The following is a 16,335-nucleotide window of genomic DNA, read 5'->3' as shown; positions in this document are numbered from 1 at the left end:
TTCATAATAAAGAGTGGTTTTTTGTTTTAAACTATCTTAACCTTGTCAAAAAAACGATAAAAAATTAAGCCCAAGGTTCGTTTTTATATAGTCTTGTTTTAGCAACACGTTCTCTATTATTGAGTCTTAAATGTGTATCTGTAATCTGCTTATTTCTATATCCTAATAAATGAAAAATGGATTTGGCGAAAAATTTAGCCACTTTTATATTTACTTGCAAAATACCTTCTTTTTTGTTAACCCAATTAACTCCTGGTAAAAGAGCCAGTACTGCATCAATTTTGGCTTGCCTTAAAATTTTTGATAATTTTAAAAAGAATGGGTTAATAGATTTTATAATAAAAAAACCCTCTGCCCCTTTTTTCTGGTATAAAGGCATAAAAATTCTACCTTCATAAGGCGACTTTATTTCAACCGTATTACTAACAGCTAGTTTTATTCCCTTTTTTATGTTTTGAAAACTTTTAAAACCATTGTGCATTTTAAAAGTATCGTTTGAATTTATTTTATGAAGATATACTACTTCAAAAACATCTGATAGATTTACAGCTTGGGTTTTTAATTGATTATAATATTCAGTAAAATCTATTGAGCTTTCATTAGTTAAAACACCAGAAAACTTAAGTGTTAAATAAATAAAAGCAACACTATTTGTTATAGACCTTAAATCATCGTGTTGACCAGACTCAAAACCTAAAGACACAAACCCAAGCTCGTTGATGTAACTTAATAGAGGGCCGTTTAAATATTCTTCAATTCCTAAAACGATAGGTACAGGAAATTGCTTTGAAAACTTTCGGTTTATTAAGGCGTCATTAATGGTAATAAATGGTAATGTTTTACTTGATGTTGTATGCAGGTCTACAAAGTAAAACGGTGGTTTGTTTGTTTTTAAAATAGTTTCTAAAATTTTTAACAACTCTAAAAGCTCTGCTTCCTCAGTGTTTAAAATTGTTTTCTTTTTTATAGATGCAATTCTTGGCTTACTCCAAAGTCTATTTAAATCTTCATCAACAAATCTTTGTTTCAACTCTAAAGCTTTTAAATTGCCAGATATACCATAAATTGTTCCAAAAACTTGACTTTCTTTTAAGTCTTTTAAAGCATCTTTTATAGCTAAAACACCTGAGTTTTCATTGCCATGAATCCCTCCAAAAAAAACAACTGTGGGCCCGGGATTCTTTCCGTTAATTTTAGAAAGTACCCTGTTAACTTTTATTTTTTCATCTCGCGCATTACTGTAAACATCTATCATTTATTCAAAATCATTTAAAGTAACTAAGCCGATTAATTTATTGTTTTTTAAAACTGGTAAACTTCCAATTTTATTTAAACTCATTACTTCCTTGGCTTTTTCTATCGTAGTATATTCATCTATGGTAACTATATCAGTTTTCATTAATTTGCTAACACTGTCATTTTGTTGTTTTGGTTGGTCTAAATACCCAGTAATGTCAGTCCAAGTAATTAAACCCACTAACTCTCTGTCTTTATCAATAACAGGCATGTGATGAATGTTTTTCCATTTCATAATATTTACAACTAACTCGACACTATCCTTTTTTGAAACTGAAAATATATCAGATTGCATAATATGTTTTACAATACGATTGTCTTTAAACGGCGATTGGTCTATATGGTGTAACTTTCCCCAAGTAGAAACAGGATAGCCTTTTTCTTGTTTTTCGTAAAGTTTGGCTGTTAGCAACTGCATAGCTTCGTAACGTTTATGATTTTTTAAAAGACGTCTGTAGTTTCTAACCATCCACTCGGACCCATTATGACTTTGTACTCTATTTCTAATAATTTTTAAATAATATTCTGCGTCTTTTGGTGAAACACCAACGCGATATAACCCTTTGAAAGCCATAGGCAATAATTCGTTTAAAATGAGGTCGTGGCTAGAAATATAACCTCCATCCCAATAAAACTGTGTTGCCATTCCGTATCGTGCAGCGTTAAAAAAGTTTGTTTTTACATCTTCAAAGTCCCATTTCTCGTGTATATTATTGTAGCCTTTAGGCTTTCCTTTCATAACCCCAACCCAGAATACCATGTTTGCAATTTCATCTTTTGTTGTAGGCCCTGAAGGAATGTATCTGTTCTCAATTCTTAGATTAGGTTTGTCTTCTAAAACACCATAACAAACCCTGTTCCAAGGGTAAACAGTACCATTATGTAACTGTAAAGCCCTAAGTTTAGGGGTTTTGTTATTTTCAAGTAAATCTGTACTGTTGTGTATAAAATCTGTTGTTAAAAAGCTTCGGAATCGTGAGATATTATCCTTAAAAATATCTGCTATAGAGCCTGTTTGCCATTTACTTCCAAAACTAACTCGTGATTGTTTTTCATTTAATAAAAAGGAGTTGGCTCTGGTGTCAACACTTTGTGTGAACAATGCAATTCGAGTTTCACTCCAAAGCTCTTTTCCAAATAATAATGGCGAATTTGTACACACACTCAAAATAGGACCAGCAATGGCTTGAGCCCAATTATAATCATCAACAAACGTATTGGGGTTTAGTTGCAAATGCATTTGAAAACTTGTGTTGCAACCCTCTAGCATAACCGAATCGTGACGTAAATTAATTTCATCTACACCTTTTATATGAATATCAAAACTTTGGCTTCTACTTTGCTTTATGGCATCGTTTAAAACCGAGTATCGCTCCACATCTGTCATGTTTTCTTCATCTACATAATCAACAGAAAGTGAAGGTAAAATTCCCGTTAATATAATTTTGCAATCCTTTTTTGCCGTTGCATTTTTAGCTTTTTCTAACAAATCATCTAATTGCTTGTGTAATTTTGAAAAACAATCTTTACCCAGTTTTAAAGCATCTAAGTTTATTTCTAAATTATGATTACCTATTTCGGTAGTAAAATGGTTGTCGTTAATATCTTCAAGAATTTCTAAAGATTTGCTTTCAGGAAAAAACTGTTTATTGACTAAGCAAAACTCCTGCTCTGCACCAATGCGTAATGGCTCCTCTTCTATCATTCCTTTCTCAATCATTAAATCAAGTGCCTTAATATCGTTAAGCAAATGGTTAATGTAGTTAGCTCTGTCCTTTTTGGTTTTTAATTTTGTAACCTTTAAATCGCCCATAGCCTTAAATTTTAATAAAGATTTAAATGGTTAATTTACTGCGTTTTACTTGCTTTTAATATGATTTTTATCATGTTGAATTTTAGAGTTGTTTTGGTTAAAAACACATCCTTTTCATTTAATGTAAATTGAATTACATTAGGCCGAAAACCAACTTAAAGCAATACCAGATTTATTATTTTACTACCTTTGATTTCTTTAAATAAAGTTCCTTGAAGTTCAGCTACAACAAAAAAGAAAAATTAAAAAGTAAAAAACTCATAGACCAACTGTTTAATGAAGGCCAGTCTGTAACTGCTTTTCCATTGCGCTTAGTATATTTACCTACTATTTTTGATGAAAATATGGTTGCTAAAACAGGTGTTTCTGTTAGTAAACGTAACTTTAAAAATGCTGTTGATAGAAACCGTATAAAACGTTTATTAAGAGAATCTTATAGACTTAATAAAACCTCTTATTTTAACAACATTACAACACAATATGCGTTTATGATTTTGTACATTGGCAAAGACAAACCTACATTAGCCCAAGTTGAAACAAAAATGAATCTCTTATTCGAAAAATTTTTAAAAAAGGTTTCTGATATTTAAAATAATCCCTAAAAATGAAGAATACACTTAAAAGAAGAATTCTAATACCAATATTTGCTTTTGCTATCTTTTTTTCTGGAACGGCATTTAAAAATGATTTCTTCGAAATAGCGAAACAAATTGAAATTTTTACAACCTTGTTTAAAGAACTCAACATGAATTATGTTGATGAAACAAACCCGGGTGATTTAATGGATACCGCCATAAAAAGTATGTTGGCAGATTTAGATCCTTACACCAACTTTATGAACGAACAAGATGTGGAAGCTGCTCGTATAAATAACACAGGTGATTACACTGGTATTGGAGCTAGGGTAAAAACATTTAAAGACAAACTGGTTATTATAGAGCCTTACAAAGATTACCCTGCAGATAAAGCAGGCTTAAAAGCGGGCGACCAAATAATAAAAGTAGGAGATATAGCTGTAGAAACCTATAAAGATAACGCAGGCGACTTGCTTAAAGGCGCTCCAGATTCATCTTTAGAAGTTACATTTAAACGCCAAGGAAAAACGCAAACGGCCACTATAAAACGTGCCGAAGTAGAAATTAATGCTGTTCCACATTTTTCTCTAGTTAATGATAAAACAGGCTATATAGTTTTAAGCCAATTTAATGAAAAAGCACACGCTGAAACTAATTATGCATTGCGTGATTTAAAAGCCCAAGGTGCCGAACGTATTATTTTAGATTTACGCGGCAACCCCGGCGGTTTACTTAACGAGGCTATTAAAATTGTTAATCTATTTGTGCCTAAGGGACAACTTGTGGTTACCACAAAATCTAAAGTAAAAAAATATAATAAAACCTATTACACCCAAAGCGACGCTATAGATACAGAAATCCCATTAGTTGTTTTAATTGATGGTAATAGCGCTTCTGCGAGCGAAATTGTTTCTGGCGCTTTACAAGATTTAGACCGCGCTGTTGTTGTGGGTTCTAGAAGTTTTGGAAAAGGATTGGTGCAGCGCCCCAAACAACTTACTTACGGAACACAGGTAAAAATTACAATTTCTAGGTATTATACACCTTCTGGTAGATGCATTCAGGCATTAGATTATTGGAATAGAAATGATAAAGGTGAGGCTGTTCGTGTAAAACAGGAAAATTATAACGAGTTTAAAACTAAAAACGGGCGTAAGGTTTTTGATGGTGGTGGTGTTTTTCCAGACGTTATTTTAGGGCCTTATAAAAAGTCTGCAATAGCAAATTCTATTGCTAATAATGACCATGTTTTTAACTTTGCAACAAACTATTATTACGCTCATAATATAGAGGATATAAATGATTTTAAGTTAACCGATTCTGATTTTAAAGACTTTAAAAAGTACCTGAACAGTAATAATTTTTCGTTTGAAACCGAAACAGAAAAAGCACTTTATAAAGCTTTTGAAACATCACAAAAAGAAGAATTAAATGACAATATTGAAAACGATTTTAATACTTTAATTTTAAATTTAAAAAGTTCAAAATCTAATGTTATTGATGAAAATAAAGACTATATATTAGAATTGTTAACAGAGGAAATTGTTAAACAATATGCCTATAGAGAAGGGCTGTACGACTATTATAAAATTCATGATTCTAGAATAAAAAAAGCCACAGAAATACTAAGCGATTCATCGGTTTATTTTGATTATTTAAGGTAACTATAAGTTTTTCAACCTGTTATAAATGTAATTAAACCCAAAAAACGATCATTTTTATTCTAATTTATTAAAAATAGTATATTTATAAACTTATTCTACATACCCCGAACTATGAATAAACTCATTTTATCTATATTTTTTCTGTTAAACTTGGGTGTTGTTTTTTCTCAAAACAAGTTAACACACGAGGTTTATTTTGATACAGATAAATACATAGTTCCGTCAACCGAAGAAAATAGACTACTGTTGTTTATTTCTACAATTACAGATGTTGATATCGAGTCCATTTCTATTTATGGGTTCTGTGATGATGTAGGCGCAGACTCTTATAACTTGAAACTGTCTCAGCAAAGAGCAAACGCTATAAAAGCTATTTTTGCTAACAACGAAATAAGTGAAGATTTAATTACCAATGTTGACGGAAAAGGTGAAATTTTACTAAAAATTGTTAACGAAAAAAACCTTTTAAAAATAAGAGGTTTGAATAGAAAAGTTGAAATTATAGTAAACCCAAAACCACCTAAAACTAAAGAAGAAAAAAAGGTAGAAGCTATTGTAAAAGCTGAAAAGAAAACGGTAGAGGAAAAATTAAAAGGCAGCCTTAAAGCTGGAGATAAAATTATATTCGACAATATTTTATTTAAAACAGGTTACAGTACGGTAACACCTTCATCAAGAAAAACCCTTGAATCTATTGCAAAAATTCTTGTTGAGCGTGATGATATATATTTTACTATTCAAGGTCATGTGTGTTGTACTCAATTTAGCAGAGATGCAGTAGATAGAAAAACAAAAAAACGTAATTTATCTGAAGCCAGAGCAAAATATGTATATGATTATTTTGCAAAAAAAGGCGTTAACAAAAAAAGAATGCGTCATTTAGGAATGCGAAGAAAATTTCCACTAGGTGGTGACCCTAAGTTTGACCGACGTGTTGAAATTTTAATAACATATGTAGTAGCTAGTAATAACTAAGCTTAGTTAGCTTTTAAAATTATTATAATTGCGTTTTAAAGTTCTCTTATATCATTTTTGGTTAGTTTTAATGCCTTGTATTGGAGTATCACAAAACACTTTTATTCCTGATGACAATTTTGAGCAAGCTTTAATAGACTTAGGCTTTGACGGCGGGCCTTTAGATGATTTTGTTCCTACAGCAAATATTTCTTCTGTAAATGAATTAATTATACCATCATTAGATATTTCTGATTTAACTGGTATTGAAGATTTTACGGCTTTAAGTATTTTAGATTGTTCTGATAATCTTTTAACAACCGTAAATATTTCTTCAAATACAAGCCTAACACAGTTATTTGTTCAAAACAATCAAATAGCAACATTAAATGTATCAACGCTTTCAGATTTACTTATACTTTGGTGTTTTGAAAATGACTTAAATAGCATTGATGTATCGCGTAATTTGAAATTAATATCCCTAGTTTGTAATAATAATAATTTGACAGATTTAAATACAACTAACAATGTGGCATTAAATGTTTTAGTTTGTAACGATAATTTAATTTTAGATATAGATGTTTCGGATAATATTGGGTTGAGTAGATTTGAATGTGGTAACAATTTACTTTCTACTTTAGATTTAAGCAACAATTTAAACTTGTCTAATTTGTCTTGTGAAGAAAATCAATTAATAAACCTAAACCTGAATTCAAACTCTTTATTAAGTTCTATTTTTTGCTACGGTAATCAATTAACAGATTTAGACCTCTCTCAAAATTCAAGTTTAAGGAATCTTGACTGCAGTAGTAATAACCTTTGTAGTTTAGATTTAAGCAACGGAAATAACAATAATATTACATCTTTAAATTTTGAATTTAATACAAATTTAAACTGTGTTGTTGTCGATAATATAAATGGAAATCGCGATGTTTGGCTACCTGCTTCATTTTCTAATTATGTTGATAGCATTGATGATTGTAGTAATTTTATACCTGTAGATTCTTTAAATAATTTTGTAGGTGTAACTTTTACTCTACCAGTTATTAATAATGGAAGTTATTTTACCGAATCTGCTGGAAACGGAACTACCTTAAATTCAGGAGATGTTATTTCAACCTCACAAACCATATATATTTATAACCAAACTACTTGTGGTAGCAACGAATCTAGTTTTACCATATTAATAACAGACCGTGATTATTATATACCTAAATACTTTACCCCAAACAATGATGGCACAAATGATTATTGGAAAGTTTTTGAAAGTAATAGTAACATGGTAAATATTTCTATTTTTGATAAATATGGGAAGCTTTTAAAATCATTATCCCCAGATTCTGAGGGTTGGAATGGTATGTTTAATGGCCAATTAATGCAAACAGATGATTATTGGTATTTAATAAATTTTTCGTCAGGAGAAGTTGTAACGGGTCATTTTGCTTTAAAAAGATAAATTATTCTTTTATCATAGCGGTGTGTGGTATACCATCTTCTAAATAATCTTCACCTACTTTTTTAAAACCCAAATTAGTATAGAATTTTTTAAGATATACTTGTGCAGAAATTTTTATTAATGTTTCATTAAATAAGTTTTTAATAACTTCAATTGAAGCTTCCATAATAACATAACCATATTTATGTTGTCTTTCATTTTTAGCTACTACTACCCTACCAATGCTAGCTTCTTTAAAATAATCACCAGGTTTAAAAACACGTGTATAAGCCACTATTTTTTCATTTTTCAAACCTAAAACATGTATAGCTTTTTCATCTTTACCATCAAGATCTTGATATACACAATCCTGCTCTACTACAAATATTTCGCTACGTAATTGTAGTAGGCTGTATAACTCATTATTAGTGAGTTCTTCAAAATATTTAACTTTAATTTCTAACATAATTTAATCTTGTACAATTACATCTTTAGCATCATCTTTTCCAAATTCTGGTTGAATATTTACATGATTAATATCGTATTTAATAAATACTAATTCTTCAATGTCTTGTAAAATAGTATTAAACTGAGATAAGGTAATATCTTTATTAAAATCTATGTGGGCTTCTAAATGAATTTCATCTTCATTTAATTGCCATACATGAACGTGATGTACATTTTTAATAGATTTAAACCTATTAATTTCTTCTACAATCTTTTTAACAGGAATTTCGTCTGGTGTAAAAAGCATCAATACTTTAGTTGAGTTTTTAAGTAAATCAAAACCCATCCAAATTAAATATAAAGCTATTGCAAATGTTAAAACACTATCTACCCAATAAAACTCATAATATTTCATCAATAAACCACCAAATAAAACCGCCACACTTGCCATCATATCTGTTAATAAATGTAGATAAGCACTTTTCATATTCATATTGGCTTCAGAGTCTTTTTTAAGTAACAATACACTAAAACCATTACCTAAAATAGCTATAAATGAAAGCCATATTACTAAATTAGATTCTATTTTCTGCGGATTTTGAAAACGCTCTACAGCTTCAATAATTAATAAAACGGCAATTATCATTAAAGTAGCTGCATTAATAAAAGCAGCTAAAATTTCAGCTCGTTTGTAACCAAATGTTTTTTGAAAAGATGCTTTTTTTTTGGTTAAATTATTAGCTATGTAACTTATTACAAGCGAAATAACATCACTAAAATTATGTAATGCATCACTTAAAAGCGCTAAACTACCAGATATTAATCCACCAACAACTTGAGCAGCTGTTATTAAAATATTTAATAAAATAGATATAATAAGATTACGACCTTTTAAGTCGTTATGGTCATGGGTATTATTATTAACATGATGGTGCCCCATTTATTTTAACAAGATAAAGGTATTTTATCAACACGGTTTTGATGACGTCCACCTTCAAAATTTGTATTTAAAAACGTTTCTACTATTTGTATAGCTTGTTGTACTGCTGTAAATCGTGCAGGAATACAACATATATTAGCATTATTATGTTGTCTTGTTAATTCTGTTATTTCTTTAGTCCAACAAATACCAGCTCGAACATTTTGGTGTTTATTAGCCGTCATAGCTACACCATTTGCACTGCCACAAATTAAAATACCAAAATCTACTTTATTATCTGCTATATCTTTAGCTACTGGGTGAACAAAATCTGGATAATCTACACTATCATTTGAATCAGTTCCATAGTTATTAACAGTATAACCCTTATCTTCTAATAATTGTTTTATAGCAAATTTATAATCTGTTCCTGCGTGATCGTTACCTATAGAAATAGTCATAATTATTTTTGTATTTTAATATTTAACAAAGGTAATAAATAAAGAAGTTGTGGATGGTTATATTAATTACTTGTTAATAACTGTTTATTGTTTTCTAAAACAAAAATTAGGAGAATTCAATTATTTTTTCAATCCATAACATTTAATTAACATGCAAATAAGTTAATGTAAATTTTTGGTTAAGTTATAAGCACTAAAAGGTATAGTTGTAAGTTCTATTTTAAGAAATACTTATTAAAAATAGCTGTTAATAAGGGTTACAAACAATTGTTAATAGAAATAATAAATAGGTTCAAATTAAATACGTTAGCCTTTTAAAAGTTGTTAATTACCTATCAACAATATTCAATAAAATATATATCAAAATAAAGCTTAAAAAAGTTATACCGCTATTCACAAGCTATAATAACCATCATTTATTTTTTTAAATTTTAAAAGAAAATTAATTATATAATATATAATGTGAATAACTTCAATTTAACACAAACAAAATATGATTTAATAATTTAATCGTAGCTTTGCACAAAACTTAATATCTTCACTTCGCTTTATATTAAGTTTATAAGAATGAATTCCTAACACTTTTAGGATAAAAATGATTACAATAATTAAATGAGTAAAAAAAGAAAAGGAAAATCCAGAAAAAAAGGGATTTCCAACTTAACAAATACAATCTTAAGTATAATAAAAAAAGACAGAAATCAGAGTTTTAACTACAAACAAATAGCGGCAAAAATAGGCGTTAATGATGCTAGTAGCCGCAATCAAATTATAAAAACCTTAGCAAAACTGGCTGTAAAGCAAGAGATACAAGAAGTAGATCGGGGCAAGTTTAAAGCTATATTAAATACCGAATACCATACAGGTATACTAGATTTAGCGGCAAAAGGAAACGGTTATATAATATGTGATGATTTTGAAGATGATGTATTTATTGCATCTAACAACATTAATAAAGCTTTAAACGGCGATGAAGTAGAATTCTATGCATACAAACGCAGAAAACGTGGTAAAATAGAAGGAGAAATTACTGCTGTTATAAAACGTGCAAAGTCTGACTATGTAGGTGTTATTCAAATACAAAAGAATAATAATTATGCTTTTGTAGTACCAGATAGTAATAAAATGTACAAAGATATTTTTGTACCTATTAATAAAATAAACAAAGCTGAAGATGGAGATAAAGTACTTGTGTCTCTTGAAGATTGGCCAGAAAAAGCCGATTCACCATACGGTAAAGTTATTCAAGTACTCGGTAAACCAGGAGAACATAATACAGAAATTCATGCGATTTTAGCAGAATACGGTTTACCACACGAATTTCCTCACGAAGTTGAAGCTTTTGCAAATGAGTTAGATACTTCAATTACAGAAAAAGAAATAGCTAATAGACGCGATATGCGTAAAGATTTAACCTTTACCATAGACCCAAAAGATGCAAAAGATTTTGATGATGCCTTATCTTTTGAAGTGTTAGATAATGGCTTGTACGAAATAGGAATTCATATAGCAGATGTATCGCATTATTTACAGGAAGGTACTGTTTTAGATGATGAAGCTTACGAACGTGCAACATCAGTTTATTTAGTAGATCGTGTTGTACCCATGCTTCCTGAAGTATTATCAAATAACGCTTGTTCTTTACGTCCGCATGAGGAAAAATATACATTTTCTGCCGTATTCAAAATCAATGATAAAGCAGAAATTAAAAACCAATGGTTTGGAAGAACAGTAACCTATAGCGATGCGCGTTATGCCTATGAAGAAGCACAAGCCGTTATAGAATCAAAAACAAATACAATTCCTGCACAAGTATCTTTAACAGGAAAAACCTATCAAACTGATCAGAAATTAGCAGATGCTATTTTAAAAATGGATGAACTCGCTAAAATTATGAGAGGCAGACGTATGCGCGACGGCGCTATTTCTTTTGATAAAGTTGAGGTAAAATTCAATTTAGATGAAGATAATAATCCAGCAGGTGTATTCTTTAAAACTAGTAAAGATGCTAATAAACTTATTGAAGAGTTTATGTTGTTAGCCAATAGAAAGGTATCTGAATTTGTTGGAAAACAAAGTCCGAAGAAAACCTTCGTATATCGTGTACATGACGAGCCAGATGATAGTAAACTAGCCGCATTGCAAAATGTAGTAGGTCGTTTTGGGTACAAACTTAATTTTAAAGATAGAAAGAGCACTACAGCTTCTTTAAACAATTTACTTAAGGAAGTAAATGGCAAAAAAGAGCAAAATTTAGTCGATACACTTACCATTAGAAGTATGAGTAAAGCTGAATATACCACTCATAATATTGGGCATTATGGTTTAGCTTTTGATTATTACAGTCATTTCACTTCACCTATTCGTCGATATCCAGATGTTATGGCTCACCGTTTGTTACAACATTATTTAGATGGCGGAAAATCAGCTAATGAAGACCTTTATGAAGAAAAATGTAACCATTCTAGCAACATGGAAAATCTAGCTACTAAGGCTGAACGTGATTCTATAAAATACATGCAAATTCGTTTTATGGAGGACCATAAAGATCAGGAATTTGTTGGTGTAATTTCTGGTGTTACTGATTGGGGAATTTATGTAGAAATAATTTCCAACAAGTGTGAAGGTATGGTAAGCGTTCGCGATATGAAAGACGACCATTATGCTTTCGATCATGATTTATATGCTATGGTTGGTAGAAGTAACGGTTTGATATATCAACTTGGTGATGAAGTTATTGTAAAAGTTAAAAATACAGACCTAGTAAAAAAACATCTTGATTTTAATTTAGTCGGAAAAGCAGAAAACTAATTATTCTATTTTATTGGCAGTAATATTGGTTTCAGAAATGTGAATAGTCATGCTTTCTAGCTCATTTTTGCTGTTGATGTTAAAAGTACATCTTATATTTTGGCCCTCTATCCAATACTTGTTTTCCTCATAAGGTAATAATTTCATTTTCATTCCAGGAGTATCTAAAGCTTTAGTTCGCTCTAACATTAACTGTTCATTTTCTATAAACACTTTCATAAAGCTGTTATTAGAAATCTTATATACTCCTTTGTACTTATTTAATTTTTCTCTACTGAGATTTATGGTTTTTATTTCTGAAAATTCCTCATTTACGTATTCCGCTTCAAATAAATTTTCCTGTCCATTATAAAATCCATCTTCGTTTACTGTGTACCAAATAGATTTTGTATCTCGTTTATAAGCTGGTGTAAACACGTCAACTAGTTGTGTGTATTCATTAGGCATGATAGAATGTATATTTCCCTGGTGAGCTGTTAGTATACTTACATCACCTTTTTGAATTATTTCATCTCCAATTTTTTTAATAACACATTTTTGCATAACCTCACTTCTTCCATCTTTTATAACTTTTCTATTAGTAGATAATTGCTCTTCTACATTGTAATTTTTAGCCAGAGCGCTACCTGAAACAACATTAATCACTCCTGTCATTTCTGGGTGATCATGGTGTGGAATATATTCACCCTTTTCGAATTGGAATAGTGATACCTGAAAATCTACTTCATTATGTAAACTTACTGCTTCAAACCAATTAGGATTTTTATTTTCATAAGCTTCAATTTCTTTTTTAATGTTTTCAAATTCTGGAAAATTACATTGAAGAAGTAATTGTTTTACCTGTTCTGTATAAACTTTTTGGTTCCAAGGTAATTGGTGTTGGCCCTTTGCTAATTGTGTAAGTCGTTCTAAAAAAGCATCCCAATTGATATTTGTATTCTTATGCCATTTCCCAAGGTTAGCATTAGCCATTTGCGCATATGAGGTTGCAGAGTTAAGCTGTAATGCAATACTAGCAAAACCTAAAGCACTTAATTTGATAAAACCTCTTCGTTTATAATTATCCATAATGTTTTTATTTTTAATGACTTACAAGGAATCCTAACGAAGATAATTTAATTCTTTAAAAAAGTCAAGCTAAGGGATATTTTGTCTTTTTTTTTAATACGTGTAACAATTTAGTGTATTTTACAACTAACATTTTAAATTAAACACATGATTTTAACTACAACGAATACAATAGAAGGACACGTAATACAAGATTATTTAGGTATTGTTACAGGTGTATCTATAAACATTAAAACATCTTTTTCTTTTAAAACCGAAAAGAATAAAAAACTATATCAAGATTTTGTAAACCAAGCAAAAGAAGAAGCTTTTCAAAGTTTAAAAGAAAATGCTATTAAACTAAAAGCTAATGCTGTGGTTGGAATATCGATAGATATTGAGGCTTCTTCAACGTCTTATTTCTTTGTTTCAATTACAGGAACAGCAGTAAAAGTAGTTTAACATATATAAATTTTTCATAAAGTAAATTTAGAAAGGAATAATTATTGATAGTTTTGCGTTATATCAATTAATATCAAATCAAAAAACACAAATTATTTATGAAAACACTAGCGAAAATATTTGCACTTTTTATCACAACAACTCTATTTGCACAAAACACAATAGAAAAAGAAATAGGTGAGTTTACTACTTTAAAAGTTTACGATTTAATAAATGTAGAACTTGTAAAATCCGATAAAAATAAGGTTACCATAACAGGAATAAACGCAAATGATGTTATTGTAAATAACAAAAATGGAACTCTAAAAATAAAGATGAGTTTAGAGGAAATCTTTGACGGAAATAATATTAAAATTAAGCTTCATTATAAGTCTGTTGATGTTATTGATGTTAACGAAGGGGCTAAAGTACACTCGGAAGATATAATCAAACAATTTGAAATCGATTTAAAAGCACAAGAAGGCGGAATTATTGATGTTCCACTTAATGTTACATACACAAATGTTAAAGCGGTAACGGGTGGTTCTGTTAAAACCTCAGGAACTTCTAAAAGTCAAAACATATCTTTGTTAACAGGCGGGATTTACAAAGGCGAATCTCTAAAAACAGAAAAAACAGAAGTAGCAGTTAAAGCAGCTGGTGAGGCTTATGTAAGGGCTTCTAGCTTAGTAGATATTAAAATTAGAGCAGGTGGTGATGTGTTTATTTATGGTAATCCAGAAACTGTAAACGAAAGTAAAGTTTTAGGAGGTAGAGTAAAGCGTATGGAAGATTAAAATTATTATAAAGTATTTAAAAAAACTCGTGACTACAATCGCGGGTTTTCTTTTTTTAAGGGGTTTAATACCAACAAAATATTTCTTTTCTTTGTGTAAAGCTTCTTATTTTTATGTTTGATGATATTTTAACAGCCATTCCTTTTGGTATTATACTAGCCTTCACTATTGGTCCAGTATTTTTTGTGCTGTTAGAAACAAGTGCTACTAAAGGCGTTAAAAGCGCTTTAATTTTTGATAGTGGCGTTATGCTAGCCGATATCTTCTTTATTTTGGTAGCTTTTTTCAGTACAAACAAGTTGTTAGAGAAAATTAAGGATGATCCTAATTTTTTAATTTTTGGAGGTGTTTTATTAGTTACATATGGCATTATTTCATTTGTAAAAACCTCAAAATCTTTTAGAGAGATTGTAAGAGAATATCATAAAATTGAAATTAAAAAAGGCTACGGAAAACTATTTTTAAAAGGGTTTTTATTGAATTTCATAAATATAGGAGTCTTGCTTGGTTGGGTTGCTTTTATAGTACTAGCAAACTCTTTAACAGAATCTGAAGATGGTGTTGTTGTTTTTCTTTCTACAATATTAATTGTCTATTTTTTGGTCGATTTAATTAAAATAGCCATAGCTAAAAAGCTAAAAAATAAATTAACTCCACGGCTTATTTTTAAAACAAAGAAAATAATAGCCTTAGTTATTTTAGGCTTTGGTGTGTTGCTTTTAGTTCAAGGGTTTTTCCCAAAAGAAAAGGAACTCATTAAAGATAGGTTAGAAAAAATTAGCCCTTTAAAATAGTAAAACTTCAAGGTGTTTGGAGTATTTTTATAAGGCAAGACTACCAAACCAAATCACAACTAAATTTTTACGATAACAATAAATAAAAAAAAGAGATACTTTTTAAAGTATCTCTTTTTTTTTGAGGCGTCAAGCGGATTCGAACCGCTGTAGAAGGTTTTGCAGACCTCTGCCTAGCCACTCGGCCATGACGCCTTAAATATTATAGAAATTCAAGGCTAATTAGAAACCTTTTAAAATTGTACCTTAACTTGCATTGAAAATCTGCTGCAAATGTAAAAAAAATTGAGACTTTTCTTTACATAAACTTACTTTTTACGCTTTTCGGTCATTTTTATTGTAACTCGATCAACGTCGCCACCAATTGGAGGGTTTAATTTGCTAACCCAAACAGTAGCTTTTTCAACCATATTATCTTCACTAAAAACGCGATTTAATATTCTTTTTGCAACGGTTTCTAGTAAACGAGAAGCCACAGCCATTTCTTCTTTAATTACTTTGTTTAGAAAAACGTAATCAACGGTATCGCTTAATTTATCTGAACCAGATGAGGTTTTTAAATTGGCTTTTACTTCAATATCAACACTATAATCGCTACCAATTTTAGTTTCTTCTTTTAAACAGCCATGGTAGGCATAAACCCTAATATTTTCAACTTTTATTATTCCCATTAATTTGTAAAAAAATCAAAAACATTACTTAAACCACTTGTTTTGGTTTTATAAAATTCGGTGTAAGAGCAACGCTCGCAAGTTACTGAGGTGAATTTTTGATTTTGAACATCAAATATTTTAGATAATGTACCACCAGTAGCTCTCATTTGCCCAATTTTATATGTGTGGTTTTTGCATTTAGGACAAGTGTAATTAAGATTTTCCATA

Annotated in this window: 16 protein-coding genes and 1 tRNA gene; 8 read left to right on the top strand and 9 right to left on the bottom strand. The window is 29.9% G+C overall.

What is annotated here, in order from left to right; all coding sequences use genetic code 11:
• Window positions 1-64: 64 nt before the first annotated feature.
• Together ABD939_RS08460 and ABD939_RS08455 are read right to left on the bottom strand one after the other, a co-directional pair.
• Window positions 65-1,255 carry a succinylglutamate desuccinylase/aspartoacylase family protein gene (locus tag ABD939_RS08460; protein WP_345166985.1) on the bottom strand — a complete coding sequence of 397 codons (1,191 nt, stop codon included), beginning with the start codon at window positions 1,253-1,255 and terminating at the stop codon, window positions 65-67.
• Window positions 1,256-3,109 carry a CBS domain-containing protein gene (locus ABD939_RS08455; protein WP_345166983.1) on the bottom strand — a complete coding sequence of 618 codons (1,854 nt, stop codon included), beginning with the start codon at window positions 3,107-3,109 and terminating at the stop codon, window positions 1,256-1,258. It abuts the gene before it with no gap.
• Between the two features lie 212 nt (window positions 3,110-3,321).
• Here ABD939_RS08455 and rnpA point away from each other — a divergent pair, with 212 nt between their 5' ends.
• The 4 genes from rnpA (at window position 3,322) to ABD939_RS08435 (ending at window position 7,758) form a co-directional block, all read left to right on the top strand.
• A complete protein-coding gene (rnpA, locus tag ABD939_RS08450) occupies window positions 3,322-3,699 on the top strand; it encodes a ribonuclease P protein component (RefSeq protein WP_345166981.1) in 378 nt (125 codons plus the stop codon).
• 14 nt (window positions 3,700-3,713) lie between these two features.
• On the top strand, window positions 3,714-5,348 hold the full coding sequence (locus ABD939_RS08445; RefSeq protein WP_345166979.1) for a S41 family peptidase: 1,635 nt from the start codon (window positions 3,714-3,716) through the stop codon (window positions 5,346-5,348).
• 111 nt (window positions 5,349-5,459) lie between these two features.
• A complete protein-coding gene (locus tag ABD939_RS08440) occupies window positions 5,460-6,323 on the top strand; it encodes an OmpA family protein (protein WP_345166976.1) in 864 nt (287 codons plus the stop codon).
• Between the two features lie 28 nt (window positions 6,324-6,351).
• A complete protein-coding gene (locus ABD939_RS08435) occupies window positions 6,352-7,758 on the top strand; it encodes a T9SS type B sorting domain-containing protein (protein WP_345166973.1) in 1,407 nt (468 codons plus the stop codon).
• Window position 7,759: 1 nt separating this feature from the next.
• Here ABD939_RS08435 and ABD939_RS08430 read toward each other — a convergent pair whose 3' ends face one another.
• The 3 genes from ABD939_RS08430 to rpiB are packed head-to-tail and all read right to left on the bottom strand — an operon-like array spanning window position 7,760 to window position 9,564.
• The gene (locus ABD939_RS08430; protein ID WP_345166970.1) at window positions 7,760-8,203 is read right to left on the bottom strand and encodes a GNAT family N-acetyltransferase; all 444 of its coding nucleotides are present in this window, start codon (window positions 8,201-8,203) and stop codon (window positions 7,760-7,762) included.
• Window positions 8,204-8,206: 3 nt separating this feature from the next.
• Entirely contained in the window at window positions 8,207-9,124 is a 918-nt protein-coding gene (locus ABD939_RS08425; protein ID WP_345166967.1) for a cation diffusion facilitator family transporter, read from the bottom strand.
• A 5-nt stretch (window positions 9,125-9,129) separates the two neighbouring features.
• Complete coding sequence (gene rpiB, locus ABD939_RS08420; protein WP_345166965.1) at window positions 9,130-9,564, bottom strand: ribose 5-phosphate isomerase B; 435 nt, start codon at window positions 9,562-9,564, stop codon at window positions 9,130-9,132.
• 612 nt (window positions 9,565-10,176) lie between these two features.
• Here rpiB and rnr point away from each other — a divergent pair.
• A complete protein-coding gene (rnr, locus tag ABD939_RS08415) occupies window positions 10,177-12,375 on the top strand; it encodes a ribonuclease R (protein ID WP_345166963.1) in 2,199 nt (732 codons plus the stop codon).
• Here the strand turns inward: rnr and ABD939_RS08410 are convergent, their stop codons facing one another.
• Window positions 12,376-13,443: a cupin domain-containing protein gene (locus ABD939_RS08410; RefSeq protein ID WP_345166960.1), complete on the bottom strand. Its 1,068-nt coding sequence runs from the start codon at window positions 13,441-13,443 to the stop codon at window positions 12,376-12,378.
• A gap of 147 nt (window positions 13,444-13,590) precedes the next feature.
• Here ABD939_RS08410 and ABD939_RS08405 point away from each other — a divergent pair, with 147 nt between their 5' ends.
• From ABD939_RS08405 to ABD939_RS08395, 3 genes are all read left to right on the top strand, one after another.
• Complete coding sequence (locus tag ABD939_RS08405) at window positions 13,591-13,884, top strand: YbjQ family protein (RefSeq protein ID WP_345166958.1); 294 nt, start codon at window positions 13,591-13,593, stop codon at window positions 13,882-13,884.
• Between the two features lie 98 nt (window positions 13,885-13,982).
• Window positions 13,983-14,660, top strand: a complete 678-nt coding sequence (locus ABD939_RS08400) for a head GIN domain-containing protein (RefSeq protein WP_345166955.1) — start codon at window positions 13,983-13,985, stop codon at window positions 14,658-14,660.
• A gap of 113 nt (window positions 14,661-14,773) precedes the next feature.
• Complete coding sequence (locus ABD939_RS08395) at window positions 14,774-15,454, top strand: LysE family translocator (protein WP_345166952.1); 681 nt, start codon at window positions 14,774-14,776, stop codon at window positions 15,452-15,454.
• Between the two features lie 124 nt (window positions 15,455-15,578).
• Here the strand turns inward: ABD939_RS08395 and ABD939_RS08390 are convergent.
• From ABD939_RS08390 to ABD939_RS08380, 3 genes are all read right to left on the bottom strand, one after another.
• Window positions 15,579-15,649, bottom strand: a tRNA-Cys gene (locus tag ABD939_RS08390).
• 113 nt (window positions 15,650-15,762) lie between these two features.
• Window positions 15,763-16,125, bottom strand: coding sequence for a dihydroneopterin aldolase (gene folB / locus ABD939_RS08385; protein WP_345166949.1), 363 nt, complete (start codon window positions 16,123-16,125; stop codon window positions 15,763-15,765).
• Window positions 16,125-16,334, bottom strand: coding sequence for a zinc ribbon domain-containing protein (locus tag ABD939_RS08380; protein ID WP_345166946.1), 210 nt, complete (start codon window positions 16,332-16,334; stop codon window positions 16,125-16,127). Before ABD939_RS08380 ends, folB begins: the two co-directional genes overlap by 1 nt.
• Window position 16,335: the final 1 nt, after the last annotated feature.

Source organism: Algibacter aquimarinus (assembly GCF_039543265.1).
GTDB classification, from domain to species: Bacteria; Bacteroidota; Bacteroidia; order Flavobacteriales; family Flavobacteriaceae; genus Algibacter_B; species Algibacter_B aquimarinus.
The sequence above is the reverse complement of the archived record's forward strand: the minus strand, read 5'-3'. Positions and strand labels throughout refer to the sequence as shown.

What these genes read in the sequence shown, in the direction of transcription:
- ABD939_RS08455 (WP_345166983.1), bottom strand. Translation starts at nt 3,109, where the DNA reads ATGGGCGATTTAAAGGTTACAAAATTAAAAACCAAAAAGGACAGAGCT.
- rpiB (WP_345166965.1), bottom strand. Translation starts at nt 9,564, where the DNA reads ATGACTATTTCTATAGGTAACGATCACGCAGGAACAGATTATAAATTT.
- ABD939_RS08430 (WP_345166970.1), bottom strand. Translation starts at nt 8,203, where the DNA reads ATGTTAGAAATTAAAGTTAAATATTTTGAAGAACTCACTAATAATGAG.
- ABD939_RS08445 (WP_345166979.1), top strand. Translation starts at nt 3,714, where the DNA reads ATGAAGAATACACTTAAAAGAAGAATTCTAATACCAATATTTGCTTTT.
- ABD939_RS08460 (WP_345166985.1), bottom strand. Translation starts at nt 1,255, where the DNA reads ATGATAGATGTTTACAGTAATGCGCGAGATGAAAAAATAAAAGTTAAC.
- rnr (WP_345166963.1), top strand. Translation starts at nt 10,177, where the DNA reads ATGAGTAAAAAAAGAAAAGGAAAATCCAGAAAAAAAGGGATTTCCAAC.
- ABD939_RS08410 (WP_345166960.1), bottom strand. Translation starts at nt 13,443, where the DNA reads ATGGATAATTATAAACGAAGAGGTTTTATCAAATTAAGTGCTTTAGGT.
- ABD939_RS08425 (WP_345166967.1), bottom strand. Translation starts at nt 9,124, where the DNA reads ATGGGGCACCATCATGTTAATAATAATACCCATGACCATAACGACTTA.
- ABD939_RS08380 (WP_345166946.1), bottom strand. Translation starts at nt 16,334, where the DNA reads ATGGAAAATCTTAATTACACTTGTCCTAAATGCAAAAACCACACATAT.
- folB (WP_345166949.1), bottom strand. Translation starts at nt 16,125, where the DNA reads ATGGGAATAATAAAAGTTGAAAATATTAGGGTTTATGCCTACCATGGC.
- ABD939_RS08440 (WP_345166976.1), top strand. Translation starts at nt 5,460, where the DNA reads ATGAATAAACTCATTTTATCTATATTTTTTCTGTTAAACTTGGGTGTT.
- ABD939_RS08395 (WP_345166952.1), top strand. Translation starts at nt 14,774, where the DNA reads ATGTTTGATGATATTTTAACAGCCATTCCTTTTGGTATTATACTAGCC.
- ABD939_RS08405 (WP_345166958.1), top strand. Translation starts at nt 13,591, where the DNA reads ATGATTTTAACTACAACGAATACAATAGAAGGACACGTAATACAAGAT.
- ABD939_RS08400 (WP_345166955.1), top strand. Translation starts at nt 13,983, where the DNA reads ATGAAAACACTAGCGAAAATATTTGCACTTTTTATCACAACAACTCTA.